The organism is Myxococcales bacterium, from assembly GCA_016703425.1.
Lineage (GTDB): Bacteria > Myxococcota_A > Polyangia > Polyangiales > Polyangiaceae > JADJCA01.
In genome coordinates, this window is the sequence record JADJCA010000002.1 from 1,072,176 (window position 1) to 1,098,295 (window position 26,120).

Consider the following 26,120-nt stretch of genomic DNA (forward strand, 5'->3'; position numbering starts at 1 on the left):
GTTCGTTATGTTTGTGATTAGCATCGCTTATTATCGCGGTGTGGCGGCAACCACGCTCCCCGACGACCTTGATCTCCTGGTCGCCCTCGACGTCTTGCTCGAAGAGCGGCACGTCACGCGCGCAGCGCGACGGCTCGGAGTGACCCAAGGCGCGGCGAGCCAACGACTCGCCCGCTTGCGCGACTACTTTGCCGATCCGCTCCTCGTGGCAGGTCGCCCACGACTCGTCCTCACACCTCGCGCCGAGGCGGTGCGTTTGCCGCTGGCGCGGGCCCTGGCGGATCTCCGCTCGGCCGTCGCCGCGGGTGCGCCCTTTGACGCAAAGCGCTCCGAGCGGCGCTTCGTTCTCCTCGGCAACGACCTCTTGGAGGCCCGCGCGCTGCCGTTGCTCCTCCGCCTCTTCGCCGCCCTGGCGCCGCGGGTAGCCATCGCCGTGGAGCGCGCCGACGCCGACTTCGTGTCCCGTCTCGAGCAAGGCACCGCGGATCTCGCCTTCGTGCCGGACTTCCTGGTGCCCGGCTCGCTCCGGAGACGCGCCCTCCCCGACGAACCGTTCGTCGTGCTGCTGCGCGCGTCTCATCCCCTCCTCAAGAGACGCCGCCGCAAGGTCGCGCTGACGCTCCCCGAGTACCTCGCGCTGGAGCACATCCTCATCGCGCCCCGCGGGATGCCCGGCAGTCTCGTCGACGGGTTGCTGCAGGGCGGCGGGCATCAACGCCGGGTCGTCGCCACCATCCAGACCTTCGTGGCCGCTCCCCTCCTCGTCCTGGCGACGGACCTCGCGGTGACGTGCCCCGCGTCACTTGCGAAGGCGATCCCCGAGGAGATGCCTATCGTCGCCCTGGCTCCACCTTTCGAGCTGGGGCTCGATCGCACGAGCGTCGTGTGGCACGAGCGCTCGCAGAGCGACGCCGGTCACGCTTGGCTTCGGGGACGCATCGATGGGATTCTTTCGGCGAAATCGAAGGGCCGGCGACGAGCGTCGACCTAGAGTCGGTCTTCGCTTCGATGCGAAGCTCGAGGCCCCTGGGACAGGGTCCGCGCTGGGCAAGTGAAGCGTCAAAGTGGCCGATCTGGGACGTTCTCAGCGATGTAGACGCCGTCACCCGCGGCGACGAGGATTTGCAATTCGGCCCCGTTCGCAGACGGCACGACCAAGATGTCTTCCGCACCGGTAAGGGTGACGCCGCCAAACGGAGTCCACGGCCCTGTCGAGCTGCGCTTGAACACCTCGCCGCTCTTGGTCGTGACGTACTTGTCGACGCGGGGCGTGACGGCGAGCGACACCAAGCTCTGACCGCTGGGGCCAGGCTCCTTGAGAGCGCATTTGCCCGGCGTGCTCACGTCGCCGGGAGCCAGGTCGCCAAACGCGGCGACCTCCACCACCTCGGAAATGCCGCGCACCATGAGCTTCCCAGTCAGTCCGGAGCTCGAAGGGGGCGGTCCCTGTATGACCCGCAAGTAGCTCCTCAGGCAAGGCGTCAGCTCGCCGCGGCCCCCGTCCGCAAGCCAGTGGATGAGGCCGCCGGTCGTAGTTGACACGAGCCCCTCGGTGCTGCCAGTGCCAATCAACGCGAGCCCTTTGCCGAGGCCCCCGCTGCCGCAGTGGACCGACACCGATGCGTCGACACTTCCAACCGGAAACGCGATGGCACACGGCGAGGAGGCCTCGAGAGCAAGCCCCACGATCCCGGACGAGACATCGACGCCCCGATAGTTGGCGAACTGCGGCGCAGCCACCTGCGCTCCTGCATCGGCGTTCGACAGGAGCGACGCGAGGCTCGCGCGCCAAAGCGACCCCTGGCGCGTCCAGTAGAGGTCGCCGTCCGCAAATGCGAGGCCGTAGACTTGCTCCGGCGACGACACCAATCGCCGAAACACGATCGCCCCGCCATCGGGCAGAGCGGCGTCGATCGCTCCGGCCGCGTCCTCGCGAGGCGCAACGGGAGGTGCAGGCGCGTCGGCCAGGCCGCCGCCATCGGGCAGCGGGGCGGGCGCGCAGTTCGCACCCGGTTGATCGCAGACGTCGACGGCGGCGAGCGGCGCGCAGAGCGGCGTCGCGTTTGCCGTGCAGGGCTCCTTCTCGCAAGGCACGCACGTCTGGCCATCGGGACACAAGATGCCGCGGCAGGAGTTGGCGAGGAACACGGGAAGCTCGAGGGGCTCGTGCTCGGCGTACCGAACCCTTCGCCGCGCGACGATGCAGTCGTGGAAGTTGTTCGCAGCGGTGCACGCCTCGCTGGGGACCCCCACACCTGCCACGACGGTCACCGTGACCGTATCGCTCTTGCTGCCGCTGGGCGCCAAGACCAGCGTGCCGATGGTCCGGCTCGGCCCGTCCGTGCAGTCGGTCGTCGTCGTGAACGGAACCGCCTCCGCGCCCGTGGCGTTGCCGTTGTAAATCGACGTGCTCCGGAGCTCGGAGCAGGCGACGTCCGTCGTGAGGCGCAACGTGATCTGGGTCGGCTTGAGACACGCCCAGGCAACGGCGGCCGAAGCCGCCACGCCAACCATGCCCGCAAGGAGACGTCGCTGCCGCACGCGACCGCGAGTGTACACCAGCGCCGCGTTGCGCGACCGCGGCCCCCGTTGGTCGCACGTGGAGAGAGGTCGGCCCGGGTCGCGCCCTAGGACGCGCTCGCTTGAGAAGGCTCAGTTCTGAAAGGCGTGGCACCCTCCGCAGCCGAAGCCCTGGTGCGTCGCCGGATCGTAGGGCTTGAGGCCCATGGCCGCGGCCATCTCGGGGACGACCTTCTCGGCCATGAACTTCGCGACCTCGGGCTTCTTCTCGAAGGCGACGGGCTTGCCGTCCTTCATGGCGAGCTTCGGCAGGAAGTCTTTCGGGTCCTTGTTGTCGGGGCCGTGACAGGTCTTGCAGGTGACCGACGCGTAACGCTTCGCATCGTGGGCTTGAAGCACCGCCGTCATCTTCGGCATGACCCGCTTCTTCATGAACTCGACCTTCTGATCTTTGCTCATGTCTTCGCGCCAGGTCTCGCCTGAAGCTTCCGGCTTGGCGCCCTCGGCTTTCGGGGCACCCTCGGCCTTCGGAGCCTCGGACGGCGTCGCGGGGGCGACGGGAGCGCCGCCGCAGGCGGCGAGCAGGGCGAAAAAGGACGTGAAGGCGAGCAGATTGCGCATGCCTCTTCGTCTAGCGAACGCCGCGCGTCGGCAGTAGTCGCCCTCGTGGCAACGCAGAGTTGCAAATCAGCAACACTTCTCTACCGTGGGACACGGTTGGCTCTCATGAAACGCGATCCGCGCCCCGACCCCCCGCTTGACCTTCAAGACCTGCGCGCGTTTTGCGCCGTGGCAGACCTCGGCTCCATCACCGGCGCGGCGCGTTCGTTAGGAGAAGCCAAAGGTAGCGTGAGCCGGCGCCTCACGCGGCTAGAGACCCGTCTCGGCGTGGCGCTCCTTCAACGAAGCCCACGCCTCGTTCAGATCACCGACGAAGGCCTGGCGTTTCGTGATCGTCTGCGACGCGCGCTCGCGCTCATCGATGAAGCCCACGCATCCGTCCGGCATGTCGGAAAGGAACCGAAAGGCCGGCTGCGCATCACCGCGCCCGTTGACCTCGCGTTGCGGGTCCTTGCGCCCATCGTGTCGGACTTCTGCCGCCAACATCGCGAGGTGCGCATCGAGATGCTCATGACCGAAGCACACCTCGACTTCGACACGCACCGCATCGACGTAGCGCTCCGGGCAGCCCGGCGCCCCCTCGGGAGCTCGTCACTGGTGGCGCGCCCGCTGGCGAAGACGAGAGGGCGCTTCTTCGCGGCTCCGCTCTACGTGTCGCTGCACGGAGCGCCGCGAACGGTGGCCGAGCTTGCCTCCCATCGCGTGCTCTTGGCGGGGCCTGCGCGCCTCACGCTGCAGCGCGACCGGGACGCTCGTGCGAAGGCCGTAGACTTGACGCCGTTCGTTGCGGCCAACGACTTTGCGTTCATCCGAGAGCTCGCCCTCGCCGGCACTGGGGTGGCGCTCCTCCCGGAGCTGCTGGCGGCCGCCGATGTTCGCGCCGGCCGACTCCAGCCGGTGTTGCCCGACATCACCGCGTTCTCTGGCACCCTCTACCTCTTGCGACGAGGCGGACCGACGGCACGTCCTGCGGTCAGAGCCTTCGTCGACTTCGCCGCCGAGGCGATTCGACGCTCTGCCGACATGCGTGCGTTCTGACCGCGCTGCGCGCTCCGGTCCGCATCGGCGCGGGTCACGTAAAGATGATCTGCGCCCCCTCGGCGAGGTCGTAAAAATCACCGGCGGTGATGATGTCCTTGACCTGCGGCACGAGGTCTTCCTTCGTGCGCTTGAACATCTTCATCGCGAGTTCGCACCCGTAGAGCTCGGCGCCCGACTCTTCCAAGATCTGCAGCATCTCTCGCACCGTCGGCAGATCAAGCTCGGTCATCTGCTTCTTCATCATGGAGGCGGCGAGGCTCTCCATGCCGGGCAGGCCTGCCACGAGCGTCGGCATGCCCGACGCCGCGTTCCCCGCGAGGTTGACGTGGAGGTGATCGACCTTGCTCTTCGTCACCACGTCGAGGCCCCAGAAGGTGAAGAACACAAAGGCGTCGATGCCCGACTGCCTCGCCGCGTTGGCGAGGATCAGCGCCGGATACGCCTCGTCGAGGCCACCGTGCGAACAGATGATGGCGACTTTTCGTTTTGCGGTCGTGATGCTCATGATGACTCCGGAACCAAGCGATGGATCACCATCGGCCGCTCCATAGCGAGGCGCCGATGACGGTCGGGGATTTAGATGCAACCCGCCGGCTTCGGAATGCCGGCGATCTTGGCGATGGTGCGCGCGGGCGCTTTCGGAAAGAGCGCGTAGAGTTCCTTCGTTCCGAGGCCAGTCCCCTGGGTCAGGCGACGAATGTTCGGTGACACGCCGTTCTTCTCGAAGTCGGCGCGGGCGAAGGTCACGATCGGCATGCGCGCCTCGTCGAGGTTGACGCTCTCCGCGGCGGCAATCTTGTGCGCCAACGCCTGCGTCCACGCGCTCGGGTCGACCATGTGACCGTCGGCCGTAAACGCGACGCCATCGATGACGGCGGCCGCCTCGCGCGAAGTGCTCTTCGGCACGGCGCACGCGGACGGGGGCGGCAGCTCCGCCGACGCCGCGGCCCCGGGCCGCTCGATGCCGAGGGCACCCTTGCGGCGCGGGCCAAGAGCCGCAGCGAGCTTCGCCTTACGCTCGGCGCCCCGGTCCTTCTTGTCCGCGTCCTTCTTCTGCTCTTCACGAACGGCCGTGGCGACGTGCCCCACGTGGCGCATGAGCTCCATCATGACGGCCATGCCCTTCTGGACGTCGTCGTCACGGGTAGCGCGGACCATACCGATAAGACCCAGCGGCTCCGTCTCGTCCGCCTTCTCGATGACCTTTGACGCTTGCCCGGCCATCTCCAAGACGCGCGGCTGTGTCATGGCCCGCACGGTGCGCAGAATGCTCACCACGGCATCCGCAAGTTGCCGGACGTCCGCCGGCGAAAAGCCGGTGACGACGCGCTCGGACAGCGTCACGAGTTCGCGACCGAAGGCGAAGTACCCAGCCTTGTCGAGGCCGTCGAGCTTCGTCGTAGCCGTGGCCATCACCTCTTTGATGATGGGCCCCATCTCCCGAAAGAGGTCCTCGCTTCGCTCCTGTCGCGCAGCCATCTGCGCGAGCCGAGCGTCGATGGCGTCGAGGCGAGCCATGATTGCGGTTGAGTTGGTGTCCATGATCAGCTCCACTTGCCCGCGAGAAGCATCCGGTGGTCCAAGGGAAGCTCTTTGCCTTCCAGAAGGACGTTCCAGTAGACCCACCGAAACGCCAGCTTGCCCCAGTGGTTCGTGGCGCTCTCCTCGAGCAACGTGAACGGTCCGATGCCCGGCAACGGGAACCGGCCCGGCAGCGGCTCCGTTTCGTAGTTGAAGTCGATGAGCATCGCCTTGCCGTAGCCAGTCTCGATGAAGCAGTTGGCGTGACCATCGAAAGCCGGCTGCAGGGGTCGCCCGCCGATGAACCGAAGGATGTTGTCGAAGAGCACCTCCGACTGGAAGTGCGCCACGGCACCGGCCTTCGACGCGGGGGCGTCGGTTGCGTCGCCGAGGGCGAAGACGTTCTCGAGGGTGGGGCTCTGAAGCGTGTGCTTGTCGACTGGCAGCCATCCGCTGGCGTCTCCCATCTGGGAACGGGAGATGAGCTCCGAACCGCCGTACGTGGACACCGTGACGAGCAAGTCGTAGTTCGTCTCCCGTCCGTCGTAGGCTTTGAGGGTCCGACGCTCGCCATCGACCTCCGAGACGGAGAAGTCGCCGAGCACCTGAATGCGCCGCTGGGCGAGCATGTCGCCGAAGGCCGCCGATGCGCGCGGCTTGGTGAATGCGCCTTCGAGCGGCGTCGCGTAGGCGATCTCCACCTTGTCACGCATGCCCCGCTTCGTGAAGAAGGCCTCCGCCAGGAACAAGAACTCCAGCGGCGCAACGGGGCACTTGATGGGCATCTCGACGACGTTGACGACGAGACGACCGCCCTCGAATCGCTCAAGCTTGTCGCGCAACGCCAGCGCGCCCTCGAGCGTGTAAAAGTCGAAGGCTGTGTCGCGCCAACCGACGCCCGTGAGGCCGGTCGTTTGTTCGGGCATGATTCGGCTACCCGTGGCGACGATGAGAAGGTCGTAGGGCAACGCCTCGCCGCCGCGCATGACGACCCGCTTCTCCGCGGGCGCCACGCGTTCGACCTCACCGAGTCGAAGGTCTACGCGCCGGTCCAAGAGGTGCTTGCGACGTCGCACGATGTCCTGCGGCTGGTAGTCGCCGAACGGCAAGAACAAGAGCCCCGGCTGGTACAGGTGAACGTCGTCTCGGTCGACAACGGTCACGCGCCAGGCGTCGTCGGGCAGCGCACGGACCAGCTTGTTAGCCATCATCGTGCCGCCGGTGCCGGCGCCGAGTATCACGATTCGCTTCATGGGACCTCTCCGGGTGCCCACCGCCCTCCCCCAACGGTGGCGCCGCCGGGCGCGACGCAACAGTCAGACCAGCGGCGGCCCGCGCTTGATCGTCGCGAACATCGAGCCCTAAGCGACGATGCGGGCGCAGGTCCTGCGCCGTGCCGCAAGGTCAGCCGGGGCGCATTGGCGCCGCGCCGCTAGGGCTCCGGGAGGTTCTCAGCGATCCAAATGCCGTCTTTGGCGGCGACGAGGAGATGAATGGTGTTCGAGTTTCCCGGGCTCACGGCCAGAAGGTCCTCCGTCCCCGTGAGGGTGCCAAGGGGCACCCAAGGAGCGCCTGGAAGCGCTTGCTTGTAAACAACGCCGCTCAGCGTCGTGACGTAGTTCGCCTTGTTCGGCGTGATGGCGAGCGCGACGAGCGTCTCGCCCGGGGGACCGGGTTGGCTCGACAGACAGACACCGGGCATGCCGCTGAACCCGAGCTGGCTCCGGATCCCGGAGTCCGAGACGCCGGACGCCGTGGTGAGAACCGAGCCCACGCGCACGCCCCTTAAGTAGCTCGTCGTGCAGCCATAGGGCGCGCCGATTCCCCCATCCGTGTTGTACCTCGAGAGCCCCGCCGCGGTGGAGAGGACGACGTCTCCGGAACCGGGCGGCGCGAACAGGATGCCTCGCCCACCCCTTCCCGGGGACGGCGGGCAGTCCAACTGCCGTGTCGCGCTAGCGCCCCCCGGATAGAACACCGTGCCGCACGACGTTGGGTCCGCTAGCGCAAGCGCGACCGCACCGTCGACGACGTCAACGCCCCGATAGCCTGGCGACCCGGGCGCTGCCACCGTGACGCCCGCGTCGGCATCCACCAAGAGCGAAGCGAGGTTGGCCTTCCAGAGCTGTTGATTGCGCGTCCAGTAGAGGTCCTGGCCCTCAACGCCGAGGCCGTAGACCTGCTCGGGCGAAGAAACCAAGAGGCGAAACGGCGACACGCCCCCGTCACTCCCCGCGGCATCGATCACCACCTCCGCGTCTCGCGGCGGCGCGACCGGCGGGGTGGGAACATCCGAGGCACCGTCGCCGCTCGACACGGGCGCGGGCGCCGGTGCGCAGTTCGACCCCGGTTGATCGCACACGTCGACCGCGGCGAGCGGTGCGCAGAGGGGTGTCGCGGCGACGGTGCAGGGCTCCTTCTCGCAAGGCACACACGTCTGGCCGTCGGGGCACACGATCCCGCGACACGCGTTCGCCAGAAATACCGACACCTCCAGCGGCTGGTGCTCCGAGTACCGAACCTTCCGCCGCGCCACGATGCATTCGCGAAAGTTGTTTGCCGACGTGCACGTTTCACTGCGAACCTTCACGCCAGCCACGATCGTCACCGTGACCGTGTCGCTCTTGCTGCCGCTGGGCGCCAAGACCAACGTACCGATGGTCCGCGTCACACCCTCGGTGCAGTCCGTCGTCGTCGTGAACGGAATCGCGTCGGCGCCGCTCGCGCTCCCGTTGTAGATCGACGTGCTCAAAAGGTCAGCGCACGTCACGTCTGTCGTTAGCTGCAACGTGATCTGCGTCGGCCTGAGGCATGCCCACGCAAACGCCGCTGCAGACGCAACTCCGAGCGCACCGCCAAGGACAGCTCGCGAACTCACCTGCGAAAGATACACGCGCGGCCCCCCTTCAATCGCGGGACCTCACGAAACAAAGCGCCTAAGGCGCGCTTCCACGGCGCCTCTTGCCCCAAAACGCTGCCGGCGGAATGGAGACCTCCGCGAAGGGTTCGAGCGTCGCTGGCGATTCCTCGCCGGCCCAACTCGCTGCGAGCACGTACGCGTCGCCCGTGAGGCGAAACACCTCCACGGTGCGGTCACGTGGGTCGACGATCCAGACGTGGCCCACACCTTCACGCGCGTAGATGGGCATCTTCTTGACGCGATCGACGCGCGCCGTACTCGTGGAGAGCACCTCGGCGACCCAGTCGGGCGCCACACGATAGAACGCGTCGTCGTCATCCACGTCGCCGGGGTATCGCTCGTCGCGCCAAGCCCCAATGTCGGGCACCACGATGTCGGGCTCGGAGCCCAGATGAAGCTCTGGCTCAAACACGACAACCCAACCGCCGGGACCGTTGTGTCCGGCGTCAAACGCGCCGTAGAGGTGGCCCCCCAGCGCGGACGCGGCGCGGAGGTGACGGCGCGCCGGCCTTGGATGAAGATGCAGCTCGCCGTCGAGCACCTGCGCAACCATGTCCTCGGGCGCACCGAGGACATCTGCGTACGTCGCTCGCTTGCGCGCCGGGTCGGCCATGAGTCCTCAGTCTAGCAAGGGTTCCGCGCAGCGCCCGGTGCCAGCCTCAGGCGCGCAGCTTCTTGAACTTGATGCGGTGCGGCTGATCGGCCGCGTTGCCGAGGCGCTTTTTCCGATCTTCTTCGTAGGCCTGGTAGTTCCCGGCGAACCACTCGACGTGGCTGTCGCCCTCGAAGGCCAGGATGTGCGTGGCGATGCGATCGAGGAACCAGCGATCGTGGCTGATGATGACGGCGCACCCGGGGAACTCGCTCAGCGCGTCCTCGAGCGAGCGAAGCGTGTCGACGTCGAGATCGTTCGTGGGCTCGTCGAGCAAAAGGAGGTTGCCACCTTCCTTGAGGAGCTTCGCCAAGTGAACGCGGTTTCGCTCACCGCCCGAGAGCGTGCCGACCTTCTTCTGCTGATCGGCGCCCTTGAAGCCGAACCAGGAGCAATAGGCCCGCGAGGAGACCTCCTTCTTGCCGCCGAGGGAGATCTTCTCCTCGCCGCCGGAGATCTCCTGGAAGACCGTGTTGTCGGCGCCGAGCGACTCGCGGCTCTGATCGACGTACGCGACCTTCACCGTCTCGCCGACCTTGAGGGCGCCGCCGTCGGGTTTGTCTTCGTTGACGAGCATGCGGAAGAGCGTCGTCTTGCCGGCGCCGTTGGGGCCGATGACGCCGACGATGCCGCTCCGCGGGAGCTGGAACGTGAGGTCGTCGATGAGGAGACGATCGGCGAAGCCCTTCTGGAGATGATCGGCCTCGATGACCACATCACCGAGCCGCGGCCCGGCAGGGATGCTGATGTCGGCGCCTTCGGCGACGGCTTGCGACGACTTCGCCATGAGCTCTTCGTAGGCCGAGAGGCGCGCCTTGCTCTTGGCTTGGCGCGCGCGCGGGCTGGCACGCACCCACTCGAGCTCCTGCTTGAGCTTGCGCTGCCGCGCGCTCTCCGACTTCTCTTCTTGGGCGAGGCGCGCGCTCTTCTGCTCGAGCCAACCCGAGTAGTTCCCCTTGAAGGGAATGCCGCGACCGCGATCGAGCTCCAAGATCCATTCGGCGACGTCGTCCAGGAAGTAGCGATCGTGCGTCACCGCCACGACGGTGCCCTTGAACTCCTTCAAGAAGCGCTCGAGCCACGCGACGCTCTCGGCGTCGAGGTGGTTCGTGGGCTCGTCGAGCAAGAGCATGTCGGGGCTCTCGAGCAGGATGCGCGCGAGGGCCACGCGCCGCTTCTCGCCGCCGGAGAGGTGCGCGATCTCCGCGTCGGGCGATGGGCAGCGCAGCGCGTCCATCGCGACGTCGACCTTCTGGTCGATGTTCCACGCGTCGACGGCATCGAGTTTGTCTTGGAGCTCACCTTGCCGCGCGAGGGCCTTCTCCATGGCGTCGTCGCTCATGGGCTCGCCGAGCGAGTTGCTCACGGCCTCGAACTCGGTGATGAGGTTCTTCACCTCGGCGACGCCGAGCTCGACGGCCTCACGCACGGTCTTCGCGTCACCGAGCTCGGGCTCCTGCGCAAAGTAGCCGACGCGAATGCCCGGGTGGGCCTTGGCCTCGCCGTAGATGTCTTTGTCGACACCGGCCATGATGCGAAGAAGGCTGCTCTTGCCTGAGCCGTTGGAGCCGATGACGCCGATCTTGGCGCCCGGAAGAAACGCGAGGGTGATGTTCTCGAGAACCTTCTTGTCCGGCGGGTGAACCTTGCTCACTCCGCGCATCGTGAAGATGTAATCCATGGCTCCTCGGGGCTCGCTGCCTCCGGCGGCGCCGAAAGCGGCGGCCGAAGGGCCGGCCAGGATAGCGCAAGTCAGCGCGAGGAGTAGGGCCCCCTCCCTTTAGGGTTCGTACGCGCCCTCGGAGGTCGCGTCGTTCGAAGTGTTGGTCTCGGAGCTCGAATACGAGGGCTCCTCGTACGAAGACTCGGTCGTGGATGACTGCGTGGTCTGCTCGTAGGTCTCCGTGTCCGGCTGGTACGAGGTCGTCTCCGGTTGCGTGTACGTCGGTTCGTAGGTCGTGGCGCCCTGCTGATATTCCGGCTGGGCTGGTATTCGGGCTGGTACCCCTGCTGATATTCGGGCTGGTTTTCCTGTTGCGCGCCGAGCATCGAACTCTGCTGCGACCCCTGATCGAACGGTTGATCGTATCCCTGGCCGTAACTCTGCTCGGACCCCTGCGCCGTGCCGCCGAGCGAACCAAAGGAGTCGTCGACGCGCTGTTGGGCGGTCGCCTCACCGAGGTTCGAGAAGCTCCCGTCGATTCGCTCTTGCGGGGTCGCGTTGCCGAAGCCGGAGAGGCCGTCCGCGGAGCCTTCTGCCGCGCCCTCCGCGCGACCAAGTCCGCGGGTGAGGCCAGCCCCGTCGCCGCCTGTCGTCGGCGCCGCGCCGCCACCTTGGAAGGCGTCGAAGCCGCGGTCGATGCGCTCTTGGGGCGAGGGACCAAGGGCGCGGAAGTCTTGATCGATGAGGGACTGCGGCGTCGGCGCGGCGCCGCCCGTGAACGGATCGCTATGCTCGCGAACGATGGCGCCGCTCTCGCTCCGGCTCAACGAGCCGTCGTAGCCATTGGCCTCTCCCGTTCGGAGGCGCGCCTCGTCGCGCTCCATCGTGTGCCGCGTGTAGGCTCCCGACACAGTGTCGCCACCCGTGGTCCGGCCGTCGTAGGCCACGTAGTCGGCGCGGGGATTGTCGCGCAGGAAGGCCGCCGAGCGGCTGTCTGCGTCGGCCTCGGCGCGGCCCTGCGCAAGGTCGTTGAAGGTCATGTTGGCGCGGCCCGGTGAGAAGTTGCCCGCCGTATCCACGTCCCCGAAGGGCCGAGGCCGCGGAAGCGGCACGCGCTCCGCACCACCGGCCACAGCGTCGAGATCAGTGAGCAACAGACATCTCATGCCCAAAGGCAACGCAAGCGTCGGGCCAGGATTCGCAACAGATTCGCAGCAAAAATCCGCGACATCGGGCACGTGAACGCCGAGGCCCCACCGCGATTTCCCAGGCCGTGCCGCGGAGTGTTCCGGCGCAGGTGTGGGCAAAATGAGGTTCGGGCGCTGGGCAGACTTCGCTGAAGCCCACGGCGACCTAGGACGAACGCGTTCAATGCCGCTCGTCTCCACCAGGTAAGATTTTCCCGTGGGTATCGTTCACCCAGAACCGACGGTAGCTACCGTCAAGCAACTCTATGGCTGCGCCTCCGCCTGCGGCTTTCCTGGGTGCCGCGAGCCGCTCTACAAGGGAGCCGGCACCACTTTCACCCTGAACTCTCGCGTCGCGCACATCGCCGCGCGCTCCGAGGGTGGGCCGCGGTGGGATCCGCGCCAATCAGCGGAGGAGAATCGCGCGGGCGCGAACCTCATTCTCCTGTGCATTCCGCATGCAGCTCAAATCGACGAGCTTCAACTCGTGGCCAACTACCCGGCGGACGTCTTGCTGCAATGGAAAGAGGAGCAGCTCCGACCTGCGGTCGCCAGCCCCGGATTGACTGACGCCCAAGCGAACGAGGCCATCCGCGCATCATTCGAAGGCGACGTTTTTGATCTGCGGAACGCGGTCGTTTCACTCGGTGGAGAGGGTGGGCGCGCCATCGGGGCCGGCGGCGGGGGCGGTGGCGCACTCGGCCGCGGCGCCCTCGGCGGACCGGGCGGTCACGGAGGACCAACAAGGTTCTCCACCGCTGGGCAGGCGGGCACGGCCCCGGGCACCGGCGGCGGGGGTGGAGGGTCGGCAATTCCCTTCGCGCTACTTGACTGGACGCTCCCCGACAAGCAGCCCCTGCGCCCTCCCCCCGCGCGCCACGTGCATCACGCCCCCTTTCACGACGGCCTCCGTCTGACGAGCCTCTATCTCGCTGAGTGCGCCCGCACGCCGCCCAACGGGCTCATCTACGCCCTCGGAGCTGGCATTTCTTTCATCGCGGTGCAGCTGCCAGCCGACGTGTTCTGCGCGCTAGTGGTCTCCGTGCACGTTGGCTCCCACCTGGATGTCCGCGGAAGCGAGAACAGGGGTGGACACAGTCCGACTGACCGCAATTCTTCGTCAGCCCGACGGCGCCCCCGTCCTGCAGCAAGACTTCGGCATCCGCGTGGACACTTCCTCGGTCACGACGACGACCGCCATCAGTCTCAAGTTCGCGCTCACCGCCTTCGGCCCATGGACGGTTCAGGTTTTTGAGGGCGCGACGGAGCTCGGCTGGCTCCCATTCGAGGTGCGCGCCTCCTAGCGCCACCGGTCCGAGCGTCACCCCACATACCTCCGCACGAGCCCTTCGCTGACGAGCAGTCTCCATTGCCCTGCGAGCTGCTCCGCGAAGACCGGGTCGGCGATGAGCACGCCTGCCTCAATGTTTCGCGTCTGTCCGCGATCCGTGAAGTTCGCTGAGGTCACGAGCGCGCGTTCGTCGTCGACCACCACACACTTCGCGTGAAGCGTCGCCCACTCGTGACCGGGCACGTCGCCGCGAATGGCGGTTCGTGGATCCCAATAGACGTCAGGCCGCGGGGCACCTTGCGGCCACACTTCGCGAAACCACCGATCCACGAACGCCGTCGCGAACGCGTCGCCCTGCGCCGGGTCGTCGGTCTTCTCATCGATGTCGATGAACATCGTCACCGTGACGCCACGCTCGCTCATCGCTCGGCAAAGCGGTTCCAAGATCTCCGCCCGGTCGAAGCGGTATCCGCCGACGATGATTGATTGCGTCGCCCCCTTGAACAGCCGCTCCACGACGAGGCCCGTGCTGAGCGACACACTCGCGTGCGTCTCGGGGCCGGTCCAGACCAGTTCGAGTCGCGGCGGCGGCCGATGGATGCGTTCCGCAACGGCAACGCGGAGAGCGCCGAGGACACCGACTCGATCAGCGCCATCGAGGGCGACGGAGAGGTCGGGTGCTGCGGCGCGGAACCCGGCATCGACCAAGTCCGCCACTGTGAGGGGGCATTCGAGCCGCCCCTGTTCGACCAAGGCCACGAGCTGCTCAAGCTGCGGCAACGAGACACGACTGAGCCCCCACCCTACCGTCATGATCCTGTTTGGCTCCGGTCCCGTTCGTCAGGGTCGCTTTGAGAAGAAGGCCAGGTCGGCCGAATGCCCTATGGAAGGCACAACGAGCGCGCGGTCCAAGTAGCGATTGAATCGCTCGCAGCTGCACTCCGCGACGAAGAGGCAGCCGTGGCACGCGGCGCCCTCTAGGAAGCGCTCCGCGTGATCACCGTGGGGCGAGTGCGTGCCGCACACGGGATCGTTCGAGCAGAGACGCCCCATGTCCCACGCCTTCTGCAAGTGCGCGCGAATCTGCCGACCTTGTTCGACGAGGCCGCCGAGCGTGCCCTCGGTACCGGACGTGCCGGTCGAGAGCAGAATCGCCGCCATCGGCGTCGGGTCCTTCGCCGACGGGCCGCAGTAGATTCGTTCGCGGATGGCGCTCGCAGCGTAGCCACACTCGAGCGAGATCGCGTTCATCAACAAGTGAGAGAGCGAGTGAAGCAGATAGAACCGCGCGCCCGGAAACGGCGGCGGGGCCTCCGCGGTTCGGGCCCACGCGTCGTAGCCCGCGCAGAGCTCCTTGTTGCGCTCCTTCACGACGTCGCGCTCCTCCCACTCGCGGACCGCTGTCTCGTCGAGTTCAAGGAAGACACCTTCGCCACGGATCTCCGACGCGGGAAGCCAGTTGGTCGTGAGCCCGAGGGCGGCGGTCTTCACGCCCAGATCGTATTCGCCCTGCAGATCAGGACTAACGGGCTCGAGGCGCGTGAAGCCAAGTTGCGCCGCTACCTCTCGGAGCTTCGCCGCGACAACAACCCGCGCGACGCCGCTGGGCAGGCCTCCCTTCACCTTGGCCTTTCGGGCGAAGAACTTCTCGTCCACCGCTGGGATGTCACCGGCGACTTCGGGCTTCGCTTGAACGAGCTGCTTGAACTCCGCTGTTCGAAGCGGCCCCGATGTGAGCGGTCGCCCGTCCTCAATCGCCTTCACGGCGGCGAGCACCGTGTCGTCCGCGTACCCTTCGAGCGCGATCCGCACCTTCTCAATCTTTCGGAAGTGAGGCAGAAGCTCCTTGGTCGCGGTCTTCAGCACGTCGAAGACGGAGCGAACCTTCTCTTGAAGCTCACCAGCCGGATCAGGGATCGACAGCGCGCTGACGACTTGGGGAAAATACGAGTTGCTCGCCGTGCGGACGAGCAGTCGAGCCTCCTCTTCGCAGCTCTCCCTTCCTTGAGAGCCTAGCCACGGCCGTTCGCCGCGGCACGTGAGCAGCTTGCCGCCCTGCACCTGGCTCAGCTTGGCGCGCTGGCCACACGCGCACCGGATCCAGATGTCGTTGAAGTCGCCGGTGGCGCCCTCCTCGAAGGTCAACGCCGGCGACGCGCACCGCGCAGCCTTCTGGATCTCGTGCACGAAGAGGATCCACGGGAACTCGTCGATGTGGCCCCGCTTGCACGCGGTCACGAAGCGGACGGGCACGCACTCTTGCTTGTGGGTCCGATCGCACTGGTGCCAGTAGCGCGTGCCTTTGCGCTCGAGGCCGCCTTTGCGCATCAGCGCACGGCACTTCGCGTTCTGGCAGACGAACCACTGCGGAAACTCGAGCGCACCGATGCCCGCGAACTTGCTCGGCTCGCGATCGTTGCCCACCGGAGGCGCACGAAACGGCTGCTCTTGGCTGAGGTCTCGATTGAGCTGCTTGAACCGCTCCACGATGGAGTCGCGCAGGCGCGGCTCTTCGATGTGCGGAACGCCGTGCGCCTTGTCGTAACTCCAGAAGTCGAGGCCGCCCATGAGAACGGCGTCGGTGAGCAAGTCGACCATCGCGCCGGGCCCGAACGTCGTCACAACTTGGCTCTGCCGAACGGTGCCGTTCGGTGGCTCGTACGTGCCTCTGCGAAATTCCCCCATGGCTAGCGCCTTCCCCCGAGCACGCGACGCTCGACCCAAAGGTGCACCGACGGCTCCACGTCTCGCATCGACGTGGGCGCGATGAAGCGACCCTCGTCGGTGTTCACGTCGGGCTTGTTGTCGTCGATGGCCGTCCAGAGGAGCGGTCGGCCCGCGGTCTTGTCACGGTCGAACTGCGAATACGAGCGCTTTGCGGCCGCCTCGTGGCGTGCTTCCTTCACGAGCTTCGTCCACGCTTCGACGATCTTCATCCCCCGATCGCGGAGCGATTGGCTCACCTTCGCGAAGTCCTCGTTGTCCTCGGCTTGAGCGCCGCCACGGCGCGCGATCTCTTCCACGCACGCCTCGGCGAGCTTTCGATGGGCCTCAATGTCCATCGCGGCCGACGGCGGCGTCATCTGACTGTCGCGCAGGCGCGTCATCGCGACGAGCGTGCCGGAGAGACCGCGCTCGAGCGCTGGGCCCGAGAACGGCGTGAGGCTCGTGGCCTCCACGTAGCGATAGAAGCTCTGGTGGTACGCGGCGAAGCGCTCGTAGTGAGACCGATCGCGCGGACGGCGGACGTTGAAACAGGTGACCACGAGCCCTGGGTGCTGCCTTCCGACGCGACTCGACGCCTGGATGTATTCGCTCGTCGTCTTCGGCTGCCCCGCGATGACCATCAGACCAAGGCGGTCGATGTCGACGCCGACGGAGATCATGTTCGACGCCAGCAGCACGTCGACGTGCTCCTTGCTCGCGTGCGGTCGACTGAGGCGCGCCTTCGCGTCCTTGATATCGCCGGCCTTCTCGCGCGACGTCAGCTCGACCGGCATGTGGATGCTCCGGGCGCGGCCCCACGCGTGAGCGCCGACCGCGTCGTCGGGTACGCGCTTCTCCAGGTCGGCGAGGCGCGTTCGTACGTCATCCTCGACGAGCCGACGCATGCCACCAAGCTCGCGAAGGCTATTGAAGTATCCCGCGAGCGTCATGTACGCGTCGCCGGGCTGGTCGTCCCCGCCCTTCGCGTCGAAGTGCTTCTGTCCGGCACCGAGCAGAGCCACGTAGGTTCGGAGGAGGATCGCTTTCAGCGGTCGACCGGGCGCCGCGACGCCCACGTACAGCCGACCCGCGGCCTTCTCATCACGCGTGGCGAAGAACGTCTCGGCCGCGTCGACGGCGGGCGGTGGAAACATCGAGACCTGGCTGGCGCCGCGGCCAAAGAGCGCGTGAATCTGCTGCCGCGCGCGCCGCACCGTCGCCGTTGACGCGATGATCTTTGGGCGAATCGTCTTTCCGGCTTCGTCGCGACACGACAGCCATTCAATGGCGGTTTCGTAGAGACCGACCATCGTCCCGAGCGGACCTGAAATGAGGTGAAGCTCGTCCTGAACGATGAGCTCGGGAGGCCGAAACCCGGAGGGAACCAGCGTGGCGCCCTTTGGCGCCTTGTCCATCGGGCCGAAGCAGCGCTTGTCGTCGCGAGCGTGGACTCGGCCGAAGAGCATGCCCGTCTCGCCGCGCCAGGGCAGCATCGCGAACTTGTCGACGGTCGCCACGATGAAGCACGGCAGCTCGCGGTAGATCTGCTCGTCGACGAACACGACGGGAATGCCTTCGCGGTTCTTCTTCGGACTGAACTCGCACGTGCTGGGCGCCTCGCCGGCCGGCGACACGCAGCTCACCACGACTTCCTCGGGTGAGCTTCGGTTGGGCCCCAAGACGAGGCTGTCCTTGCCGAGCGCCCCGCCACACCACGGGCAAGTCGAGAGCGGGAAAGGCGACGACGCGCTCTTCGAGGCGCTGTTCTTGTATTCGATGACGAGCTTCTTCACTTGCTCCATCGTGTTGGCCGTCGCCGAACGGCCGACCCAAAGACCCACGGAGAAGCGAACGTCGCCGAGCTTCTTTGGCTCCGCTTGCCTCAAGAGTTCGAGCGCGCAGATGAGCGTCGCCGCGCGGCCGAGTTGGTCGAGCGTGAGGAGTCGGAGCGTGTAGCGGAGGAGAACGGCGACGCCGAGGCCGCCGTCGGGTCGCTCTTGCCCGCGGAGGCGTCGAAGAAGGAGCGAGAAGCCGATGACGCCGAGGTACGCCTCGGTCTTGCCACCGCCCGTCGGGAAGAAGATGAGCTCGACCTCTTCCCGATCAGGATGCGTCTCGTTCGCGACGCCCACGAGGTTCATCAGCACGAACGCGAGCTGAAAAAGGCGCCACGACGGCTTCTTGTCGCCCACGTACCGATGGGGACTTCGCTTTCGCGCGGCCGACGCCATCGCGCGGTTCATCAGCTGGAACGCCTCGCGGACCTCGGCATCGTCCGCGAGGAGCGCAATGCCCGCGCGAATGCGTTCGTTGGCGCGCTTCGCGTTCTGGAGCAGCGACTTGCGCCGAGCGTTGCGCGCGTCACCCTCGAGGGCGATCGTCGCCTGGCCCTCGATCCATGCGCCGTAGGCCATCACGAGCGGCGTGAGTCGCGCCGTCAACTCGGACGGCGGTAGCTCCGCGAGGTCGTCCATGTTGGTGACGACCTCGGGCTCGTCGTGGGTCACGACGGGCGCGACGGCGCTCTCGGGCAGCCACGTCGTCCGAAGCCGCGTGACGCGGCCGTCGCCATCGACGGCTGGCGCTTCCACGGCGACACCATGTCCGACGCCCCACTCGAAGTGATTGCGGAACTGCAGATCCGACGTCTCGTCGTCGGCTTCGCCTGTGCCTTCGCCTTGGCGGTTGGGGCGCGCGAGAAAGCCGCTCTCGCAGCTCAGCTCCATCGCCACCTGAAACATGAACTGCTCGTCGACCCTGCCCTTCTCACCGGGCTGGCGTTCGTTGACGACGAAGACGGACAAGGCGCGCGCGCCTGACATTTCGGAGAGCCCGGGCGCGTCGACGAGCTCGAGCTTGCCGCAGACACGAATCGACGGCGTGTCGGGCAGACTGATCCCTTTTTCGATGCTCGCGCTGTCGAGTGCCAATCGGACGGTGCGGGGTGGCTGCGGCACACGGCGCCACGCGTAGCGCCGCCTCGGCGCGTCGTCCGTCTGCGCGCCTTGGTCCCGGTCTTCTCGGATGTACTCGGCGAAGGAGACGGTGACGGTGACGTGGTCCGCCGCCGCGCGCCCCTTCGCCCCGGCGGGGAGCAGCACCGATAGGCCCATGGAGGCAGGGAAGGTGGCCTTCTGCTTTGGCTCCTGCTCGGCGGCGGGTTCGTTCTCGTCTTCGTCGGTAAGGGTCGAGCCCGGCGTGTCGTCCTGATCTTCCGGGTCTTTCGTGTCGCGGTCGGCCTGCGGCGCGAGGAACCCCGTCAGGTACCAACGCGAGGGCGCGATCGGGAGAAGCTCAACGCCAGACCCCGCCACATCGAAAGGACCGATGAGATCGGCCTTGAGCGCGGCCACAAGAGACGCACGGATTTCGGTCGACGTCGGCATTCGGGCAAGCGTCGCCCAGGTGGCGGGGAAGGACAATGCTTGCGAGGGGCCTTCGCGGGCCTACGCAGCCTCGAGCGCCGCTACCCAGTCGCCAAAATGCGGGCACTCGGCCCTTAGCTTGGGGAGTCCAATCGCCTGCGTCCCCTGCACGCCGTGGAGGACCTTCTGGTAGTCCGGAAAGGCCGCCAGGATTCGCTTCGATGGCGCGGTCGAGGACTGTCGTTGATGTGCTCGGGCGTCAACGCCCCCGCGCGGGCGGAGGCCAAGCGTTTCGCTGCTCGTGCCTCCAAGAACGGGCAACGTTCGAGGTCCGCGAATAGTGCGGCTTCGAACTCGTATATCGAGAGATAGGCTCGAAACCTTGGATGCTTGAGATCCGCCTCAAGCTCCGCCTCCACATGGCGCGCACGGTCAAAGGATGGCAGACCGGTTGGCCGATTGGCCATGCCTGGAAACGTTGGGGGCAGCGCGTAGTAGTCGAACATCGTCGTCACGAGCGCCGCGCTCGAATCGTTCAGAAGCCGCTGGAGGTCCCTTTTCACCTTCTCGTACGAAGGAAAGCCGCCCCTGCGACTGGCTTGGCCTCGCACCACCTTGGTCACGACCACCGTCGGTATCACACTGACATTCACGGGCAGCAGCGCGGGGGCGAGCACCTGATTGACGAAGGCCTCTTCCGTCTGCCCTTCGACGAGCAACAGAACCTTTCTCACTTCGGTCGGCCCCCAAGGAGATTCTTCTCCCAGAGTTCGTCCAAGGCGTAGTCCTCGAGCCATGCCGCGAGCTCGGCCTCATTCGGTCGGCGGAACGTGGACCCGTGAGGCTCCCGATCGACGACGATGAGGTCTTCCGGCACGAGCTGATTCACGAGTGTGACCGACTGCGTCGACACGATGATCTGCGAGTGATGTGACGCCGTCTCCAGCAAAGCGGCCAAGACGTTGATGGCGTAGGGGTGGAGGCCGAGCTCCGGCTCGTCGATAAGAATGACGCTCGGCGGCTCGGGCTGAAGAAGGAGCGTGGCGAGGCACATGAAGCGAAGGGTGCCGTCGGACAGCGAGCTGGCGTTGAAATACGCATCCGTGCCCACGGCGGCCCACTCGAGCCGGATCTGCTCGTCAGCCGACAGCCGATCGGGCTCAAGGCTAAAGTCGTCGAAGAATGGTGCGACCTGGCGGATGGTCTCCACGATCTGGCGGTAGTCCTTGGGCTTCGTCTTCTGGAGCTTATAGAGGACCGCGGCAAGGTTGCCCGCGTCGGCGCGAAGCGCCTTGTTGTCGTGAAGCGAACCAGCAAGCTTCACGCTGGCAAACGCCGACGTGTCGTGGAAGTGAAAGACGCGCCATTCGCGCATCCTGTGGAGCGCGATTGCAGCGATTTTTCGTTCCGTTGCGAGCAGCGCGCTTTCGGTGTGACCTGCGCCGAGGTCCACAACGAATGGCGCCAGACCGGGCGTCCGGTGCCACCTCGCCGATTCGTGCTCAAAGTGCAGGCTCCCGTCCGCCTCGCCGGCGAGACGAGCCTTGTACTCGTCCCTCGCAAACGAAACGTCGATCTCCAGGTGTTGTGTGCGCTTGAGTCCGTTCGTGAGGATGGCGTCTGCGCCGCCCTGCGCTTTGATGCACGACTGAAGTTTGCCCTCGACGAGCTGACCCAGCAACGCAAAGAGGCCGACGAAGTTGCTCTTGCCGGCACCGTTCGCGCCGATGAGAACGTTCAGCGGCCGCAACTCCAGGTCGACCGACGCGATCGACTTGAACCCCTTGGCGCGGAGGCGGTTCACGGTGGCGGGCATGGGTGACTCTTCGTCGTCGAGGCGGGCTGCGAGGTTGTCCACAGTCCTCTCCTTCGGCGGTGCCGCGGGAAAGGTTGCGTGGATTCGTCACGGTAGCATGGCGAGCCGGGGCGGCGGCCGGGTGGGCGAGCAGGGAACGCGCGCGCCAAGCCGGCAGGGGTCGCCCGCCTTCACACGCCGCGTAGGGCCTTGAGGGCCTGTTCCAACGGTTCCAGACGGGTGCGCACAGTCGCCGCATGGGCCGCTTCGGGACTCTTCAGGTAGAACGCCATCAGCTTCTCGAGGTCGTCGAGCTTGGTGCCGTCGTTGTCGTTTTCGCCGAGGAGCTTGGCGTGCAGCGCCCGGATCGCGGTGCAGCCCTTGCTCGCCTTGTCACCCGTCTCCTTGATCCGCGCGAGGAACTTGCGGATCACTCGGACCGACGAACTTGAGCTAGTGCCGCCGCCAGCGAAGTAGGCCGAGAGAAACCGCGCGTCGCAAAAGCACGATTCGAGGTCGTTGCCATCTTGCCCCGCAAACACAACCCCCAGCGGACTCATCTTGCGAGGGTCGCGGTCGCGTTCCAGCTTGTCCCACGCGGCCTCGTACGTCGCCTTCTTGTCGGCGTCCAAGACGAGGACCGCAGGGGTATGGATCCCTGGCCCGCGTGCCTGCGCGATCACGGAGAAGTAGCGCCCAAGCTCCGACTTCATCGCGTCCGCCTCGCGCAGTGGAACGAAACGAACGTCGGGCGGCGCACCGACATGCCGCGCCAGCATGCGAAGTGCGCCGACGTCCGACGGCCCCTCAACGAAGACGACGGCTGACGCGTAGAGGACGTCGCTGGGTCGTACGAACGGACCGAGCACGCTCTCGATCCCCGCCCCCGCAGGCAGCGTCTTGAACTCAAGCTCGCCCTTCGCTCGGTCGCGCCATCCGAGGACGTGCAGGGTTCCCTGCTCGGCGGCCGCGTTCACGAAGGTCGGCGAGTGCGTGCTCATGACGATCTGCAGCGGCTCGTCGTCCCACTTCTTGGGGTCCACTAGCTCCTCGACGAGCAAACGTTCGAGCCCTGGGTGAAGGTGGAGGTGCGGCTCGTCGAGGAAGAGAACGCGAGCGCCCGTGGCCTTCGCCGAGCGCGCTGCTGCCATGATGCAGAGGAAGGACCACACGCCGGCACCGACGCTTTCGCGCGCTAACGGAGCACGCGGCCGCGTCGGCAGAACAAACCCTGGTCGGTAGGCAAAGGACGACCCGGAATCCAAGAAATCGATTCCGTTCAGCTCGGGCAACGCGCGGCGGACAGCATCGTCGATCCGCGTGAACTCTCCGGGGAACTTGAGGCGCAAGAACGTCAGAACCTCCTGAAGCCGGTCCTCCCGAGTCCCAAGACAGCGGCGGGTCACGGGTTGCTGCAACCAGTCGTCGTTCACGGGGTTGTGTTCCCAGTACGCGAACGTTGCTGCAGGCAAGCGGCCGCTCTCGAGCGTCTGCCATGCTGCGTCGAACCAGCCGTGGTCTGCGCGCGCCTGTCCGCTGCGTTTCCCAACGACTGCCGTTGGCACGTTCCCGGGGGTGATCTCGACGTACGCGCCGGGGTCGCCAAGCAAGCGCAGTACGCGCTCGACCGAGCCGCCAGCCCATCGCATTCCCAGCTCTACTCGGGGCGCCTGCTTCCAGTTCGTGAACTGACCGCAATGATGGAGGGGCACATCCCTGCCTCCATTGGGCACGAGAATGTCGTCCACTCGCGCCAGCGTGAAGCCGAGGAGCCCCGGGACCTCGTCCGCGCTCAGCTCAAGTTGCACGGCGACAGCGCACGATCCGCCGGCGCTCCGGGCGAAACCAGCAATGCCACCCATCGCGCGCGATGGCGGGACACCGAGGAACGGCGCACGCAGGAGGGTGGTCTTCCCGACGTTATTGGGCCCCATGAGCACGGTGAGCCCGGCGTCTATGGGGACAACGTGCTCGCCTGCGAAGCCGCGGATGTCGACCAATCGAATCGCGGTGAGCCTCATTGCTCGCTCCCTTCCTTGTCGTCTGGCGATTGCGAGGGGATGGAGGCTTTCGCCGCAGACGGCCCGACGTACTTGGCTGCATTGAACAACGCCTCAACGCGGGCCTTCAGCTCGGGCGTGGCGTCGTCCATTGAAAGCTCCTCGCTCGGGAGCGCACCAAGCACACTCGCCGCATGGCCAAAGAGCTTTTGCGCCTTTTGCACCGAAAACTGGCCAGTCGGCTTTGCCGCATCGGTGAGGACGCGACTCTCGACGTCCGTGACGAGATATGCGACCTGCCTGACCATCGTCTGTGGCGCAACGCGCACCGCCTCTACGACAGTGGACGCAAACGCGGGCCACTCGGCGAACGGGAGCGAGTCGTCGGGGATCCGAACCCGGTCGATTCCCCACGTGAGGTATGCCAGGAGCACATCGCCGCGCTTCGCTAGCGCCGCCGCGAGCAAGGCGGGTTCGCCCCGAAAGTGCCGAACGAACTCCTCTTCGAACCCGCGTCGAACCAGCGAACGACCGGCGGGCGTCAACAAGGGTCGAACTGTCTCCTCCTCCGTGGCGAAACGGTAGAGAAGCTCGTGCGCCAGCAAGAGGTCGGACGGAACCGCGGCACGAACCCGGGAGCAAAGGACTGTAGCCGCTGCTGTCTGGTCCCAGGCGCCGGAGGTGCGCTCGGCCCGAAGACACAGGCGCCACGCTGCGAGCAGTGCGCGCTGGTCGCGTCGCTCTTCAACGAGCGGCTTCGGCAGCGCGTCCAGCACGCACTCGAGGAACCGAAGGGTCGTCGCCCCGTCGAACCGGGCGAAGTGCTCGAACTGGTCCGCCATCGGGCCGCCCGCTAGTGCGACAGCGGGCGCGGCCTTGGCCGGGAACGCTGCGACCGCTTGCAACACGGCCTGGTCAAAGAGACCCCCGTCCGAGCCTTGAGCAAGGTAGCGGCGCCAATAGTCCACCGGCTCGAGCACGTGAAATCCTTGAGGCACCCCGTCGGGGGACCTGAAGATCCTGGAGACTAACTGCACTAGACCCGCGCTCATCGCAGGCGGAGCGACGCTAGTGAGTTCCTGCAACGCCACCGAGCCGACGTCATCCGGGCGCGACGAAAAAGCCGAGTCGCGACGCGTGCGCAGCCGGTCCACGCGTACGGAGACCTCCCCGAAGAAGTGCGGTGCTACGTGCCGCACTAGACTCACCGCGAGACAGTGGTCGATGTCCACTTCACCGGGTAGCGCGGCAGATGCCTCCGCAAAGGCCCGAAGTCCTTGCTTGAGTGCCCTCGGAGTCCTAGCCAATGAAGCCAGCATGCCAGCCCACTCATCTCGGCCCCGAAGGTCGACCCCCCAGCGCGCCGCAGTTGCCGAATCCATCCGGAGGGCCAACTCGAACTTCGCGCGAACCTCGGCGGAGGCTGGATCGATTACCCCCTTCTGCTCCCACTCCTTCAGCACCATCTTGCGGACACCGCGAATGACCTCGAGCGCCTTCTCGGGCGCGATGCCGTCGATGTCCTCGATGTAGCGGGCGATCTTCTCCAAGTCGAAGCCACCCAAAAGTGAGGTCGTGGCCACGACGACACCGATGCGTTGGGTCTCCTGGAGCTGGTGGAGCAGGGCTCGCACGGGCGCTAGGCGTTCTCGCGCCTTTTCGTCTTCCTTCGCTCCTCCGTCGGCGCCGACGCCGGCGAACCGTTCAAGGTCCTCGATCCAGAGGATGACTGTGTGATCGACGGCAACAAGCACCTCGTCGACGGCTGCGAGCAACCGGTCAGGCCGGACGGGCTTGCTCCAAGCTCTGAGAAGTGAGCCCAGCCCCTTCAAGGCGTCGAAGCGCTCCGACACGCCAACCACGGCGGTGACGTACTCCTCCGAGAGAGTCCCGAACGCGGGTGTGCCCACCGTCGCCTGCACCGCGTTGGACAGCTCTTGGAGCGCTCCGGCCAACAGCGCTGACGTCGTCTCGTACGGCCATGCCGAAATCCGGACGACCCGAACGCGCGCATGGTTCTTGAGGTCAGCTTCCACGAGCGCGCGCACCGTCGACTTGCCCGCCCCAAGGCTACCCACGACGGCAATCGACGGCGGTTGACCCGGCCCTGAGAGACGGCGCGCAATGCGCCGAGCGACGGCTACGTGACCGAATGCGTCCTCGCCTGCGGTGCCGACGGGGGTGTCGAGCATGAGCCAGCGGCGCAGTTCGTCGGGCGCTGCGGGCAGTTGCCAGACCCCAGGGCTCGCCGTGCCCGCCAATTGGTTGGCTCCGCGGGACCGAAGACGTTCGCGCGCTACTGCAATGAGGACGCCGGCGATGACGCAACCACCCACGATCAGAAGGAAGACCACGGGGGCGATGGCGTCCCAGCCACCTCCAACCCCAGGCTTCCCCAATCCCGGGTAGTGCGCGCGAACCATCTGCGAGGCCGCGTAGAACCCAAAGACGAATGCGAGACCGAGCGCCACAGCGATCCAGGTAGGCGGGTACGCACGAATGGACCTTGAGGTGCCGACAACACGGCGAGCGCGGATGGCTAGACCGACCAATGCGGCGCCGCCGACAAGCATGGCAACGGCCCGGTCAATTGGCGAGCTCGCCCACAAGGCCTGCGACACAACGTTGTAGATGGGCTCCACGATGCGAGGGAGCACCACGAGGCTCACGCTCGCGGCGACCGTCGCTTGCACCAGAACATCGAGCCAACGCTTCAGGGTGGTCTTATGGCGCGCGAGCCAGGCGACCACGCGGCCTGCAGTTGCTTGCGCGCGACCTTGCGTCGCCTTGGCGGCCTCGTCGGCCTTCGCGTTCGAGATGTGCTCCTCCACGCCGCCC

The 26,120-nt window shown here is 66.5% G+C and carries 19 protein-coding genes; 3 read left to right on the forward strand and 16 right to left on the reverse strand.

What is annotated here, in order from left to right; genetic code table 11:
- Positions 1–7 precede the first annotated feature (7 nt).
- Positions 8–991 (forward strand): LysR family transcriptional regulator, encoded by a 984-nt coding sequence (locus IPG50_11025; GenBank protein MBK6692725.1) that lies wholly within the window; start codon positions 8–10, stop codon positions 989–991.
- A 68-nt stretch (positions 992–1,059) separates the two neighbouring features.
- On the opposite strand, the gene IPG50_11030 is transcribed toward IPG50_11025, so the two are convergent.
- Together IPG50_11030 and IPG50_11035 are read right to left on the reverse strand one after the other, a co-directional pair.
- Positions 1,060–2,541, reverse strand: coding sequence for a hypothetical protein (locus IPG50_11030; GenBank protein MBK6692726.1), 1,482 nt, complete (start codon positions 2,539–2,541; stop codon positions 1,060–1,062).
- A 111-nt stretch (positions 2,542–2,652) separates the two neighbouring features.
- Positions 2,653–3,141 carry a hypothetical protein gene (locus IPG50_11035; protein MBK6692727.1) on the reverse strand — a complete coding sequence of 163 codons (489 nt, stop codon included), beginning with the start codon at positions 3,139–3,141 and terminating at the stop codon, positions 2,653–2,655.
- Positions 3,142–3,246: 105 nt separating this feature from the next.
- Here IPG50_11035 and IPG50_11040 point away from each other — a divergent pair, with 105 nt between their 5' ends.
- Positions 3,247–4,179, forward strand: a complete 933-nt coding sequence (locus tag IPG50_11040) for a LysR family transcriptional regulator (protein ID MBK6692728.1) — start codon at positions 3,247–3,249, stop codon at positions 4,177–4,179.
- A gap of 34 nt (positions 4,180–4,213) precedes the next feature.
- Here the strand turns inward: IPG50_11040 and IPG50_11045 are convergent, their stop codons facing one another.
- The 7 genes from IPG50_11045 to IPG50_11075 form a co-directional block, all read right to left on the reverse strand.
- Complete coding sequence (locus IPG50_11045) at positions 4,214–4,687, reverse strand: DsrE/DsrF/DrsH-like family protein (GenBank protein MBK6692729.1); 474 nt, start codon at positions 4,685–4,687, stop codon at positions 4,214–4,216.
- Positions 4,688–4,758: 71 nt separating this feature from the next.
- Positions 4,759–5,724: a TusE/DsrC/DsvC family sulfur relay protein gene (locus IPG50_11050; protein MBK6692730.1), complete on the reverse strand. Its 966-nt coding sequence runs from the start codon at positions 5,722–5,724 to the stop codon at positions 4,759–4,761.
- 2 nt (positions 5,725–5,726) lie between these two features.
- The gene (locus tag IPG50_11055) at positions 5,727–6,956 is read right to left on the reverse strand and encodes an FAD-dependent oxidoreductase (GenBank protein ID MBK6692731.1); all 1,230 of its coding nucleotides are present in this window, start codon (positions 6,954–6,956) and stop codon (positions 5,727–5,729) included.
- 179 nt (positions 6,957–7,135) lie between these two features.
- Positions 7,136–8,581 (reverse strand): hypothetical protein, encoded by a 1,446-nt coding sequence (locus tag IPG50_11060; protein ID MBK6692732.1) that lies wholly within the window; start codon positions 8,579–8,581, stop codon positions 7,136–7,138.
- Between the two features lie 58 nt (positions 8,582–8,639).
- On the reverse strand, positions 8,640–9,236 hold the full coding sequence (locus IPG50_11065; GenBank protein ID MBK6692733.1) for a Uma2 family endonuclease: 597 nt from the start codon (positions 9,234–9,236) through the stop codon (positions 8,640–8,642).
- 46 nt (positions 9,237–9,282) lie between these two features.
- Positions 9,283–10,956 (reverse strand): energy-dependent translational throttle protein EttA, encoded by a 1,674-nt coding sequence (gene ettA / locus IPG50_11070; protein ID MBK6692734.1) that lies wholly within the window; start codon positions 10,954–10,956, stop codon positions 9,283–9,285.
- Between the two features lie 71 nt (positions 10,957–11,027).
- Positions 11,028–12,104 (reverse strand): hypothetical protein, encoded by a 1,077-nt coding sequence (locus IPG50_11075; protein ID MBK6692735.1) that lies wholly within the window; start codon positions 12,102–12,104, stop codon positions 11,028–11,030.
- Between the two features lie 1,109 nt (positions 12,105–13,213).
- Here IPG50_11075 and IPG50_11080 point away from each other — a divergent pair.
- Entirely contained in the window at positions 13,214–13,429 is a 216-nt protein-coding gene (locus IPG50_11080) for a hypothetical protein (GenBank protein MBK6692736.1), read from the forward strand.
- A 17-nt stretch (positions 13,430–13,446) separates the two neighbouring features.
- Here IPG50_11080 and IPG50_11085 read toward each other — a convergent pair whose 3' ends face one another.
- The 7 genes from IPG50_11085 to IPG50_11115 all read right to left on the reverse strand — a co-directional run bounded on the left by IPG50_11085 (position 13,447) and on the right by IPG50_11115 (position 26,113).
- Positions 13,447–14,229, reverse strand: coding sequence for a phospholipase (locus IPG50_11085; protein MBK6692737.1), 783 nt, complete (start codon positions 14,227–14,229; stop codon positions 13,447–13,449).
- Positions 14,230–14,256: 27 nt separating this feature from the next.
- Entirely contained in the window at positions 14,257–16,101 is a 1,845-nt protein-coding gene (locus IPG50_11090) for a DUF1998 domain-containing protein (GenBank protein ID MBK6692738.1), read from the reverse strand.
- 2 nt (positions 16,102–16,103) lie between these two features.
- The gene (locus tag IPG50_11095) at positions 16,104–19,508 is read right to left on the reverse strand and encodes a hypothetical protein (GenBank protein MBK6692739.1); all 3,405 of its coding nucleotides are present in this window, start codon (positions 19,506–19,508) and stop codon (positions 16,104–16,106) included.
- A gap of 113 nt (positions 19,509–19,621) precedes the next feature.
- Entirely contained in the window at positions 19,622–20,221 is a 600-nt protein-coding gene (locus IPG50_11100) for a DUF4276 family protein (GenBank protein MBK6692740.1), read from the reverse strand.
- Positions 20,218–21,303, reverse strand: coding sequence for an AAA family ATPase (locus tag IPG50_11105; GenBank protein ID MBK6692741.1), 1,086 nt, complete (start codon positions 21,301–21,303; stop codon positions 20,218–20,220). Before IPG50_11105 ends, IPG50_11100 begins: the two co-directional genes overlap by 4 nt.
- A 170-nt stretch (positions 21,304–21,473) precedes the next feature.
- Positions 21,474–23,303, reverse strand: coding sequence for an AAA family ATPase (locus IPG50_11110; GenBank protein ID MBK6692742.1), 1,830 nt, complete (start codon positions 23,301–23,303; stop codon positions 21,474–21,476).
- Positions 23,300–26,113 (reverse strand): hypothetical protein, encoded by a 2,814-nt coding sequence (locus IPG50_11115; GenBank protein ID MBK6692743.1) that lies wholly within the window; start codon positions 26,111–26,113, stop codon positions 23,300–23,302. Before IPG50_11115 ends, IPG50_11110 begins: the two co-directional genes overlap by 4 nt.
- Between the last annotated feature and the right edge of the window lie 7 nt (positions 26,114–26,120).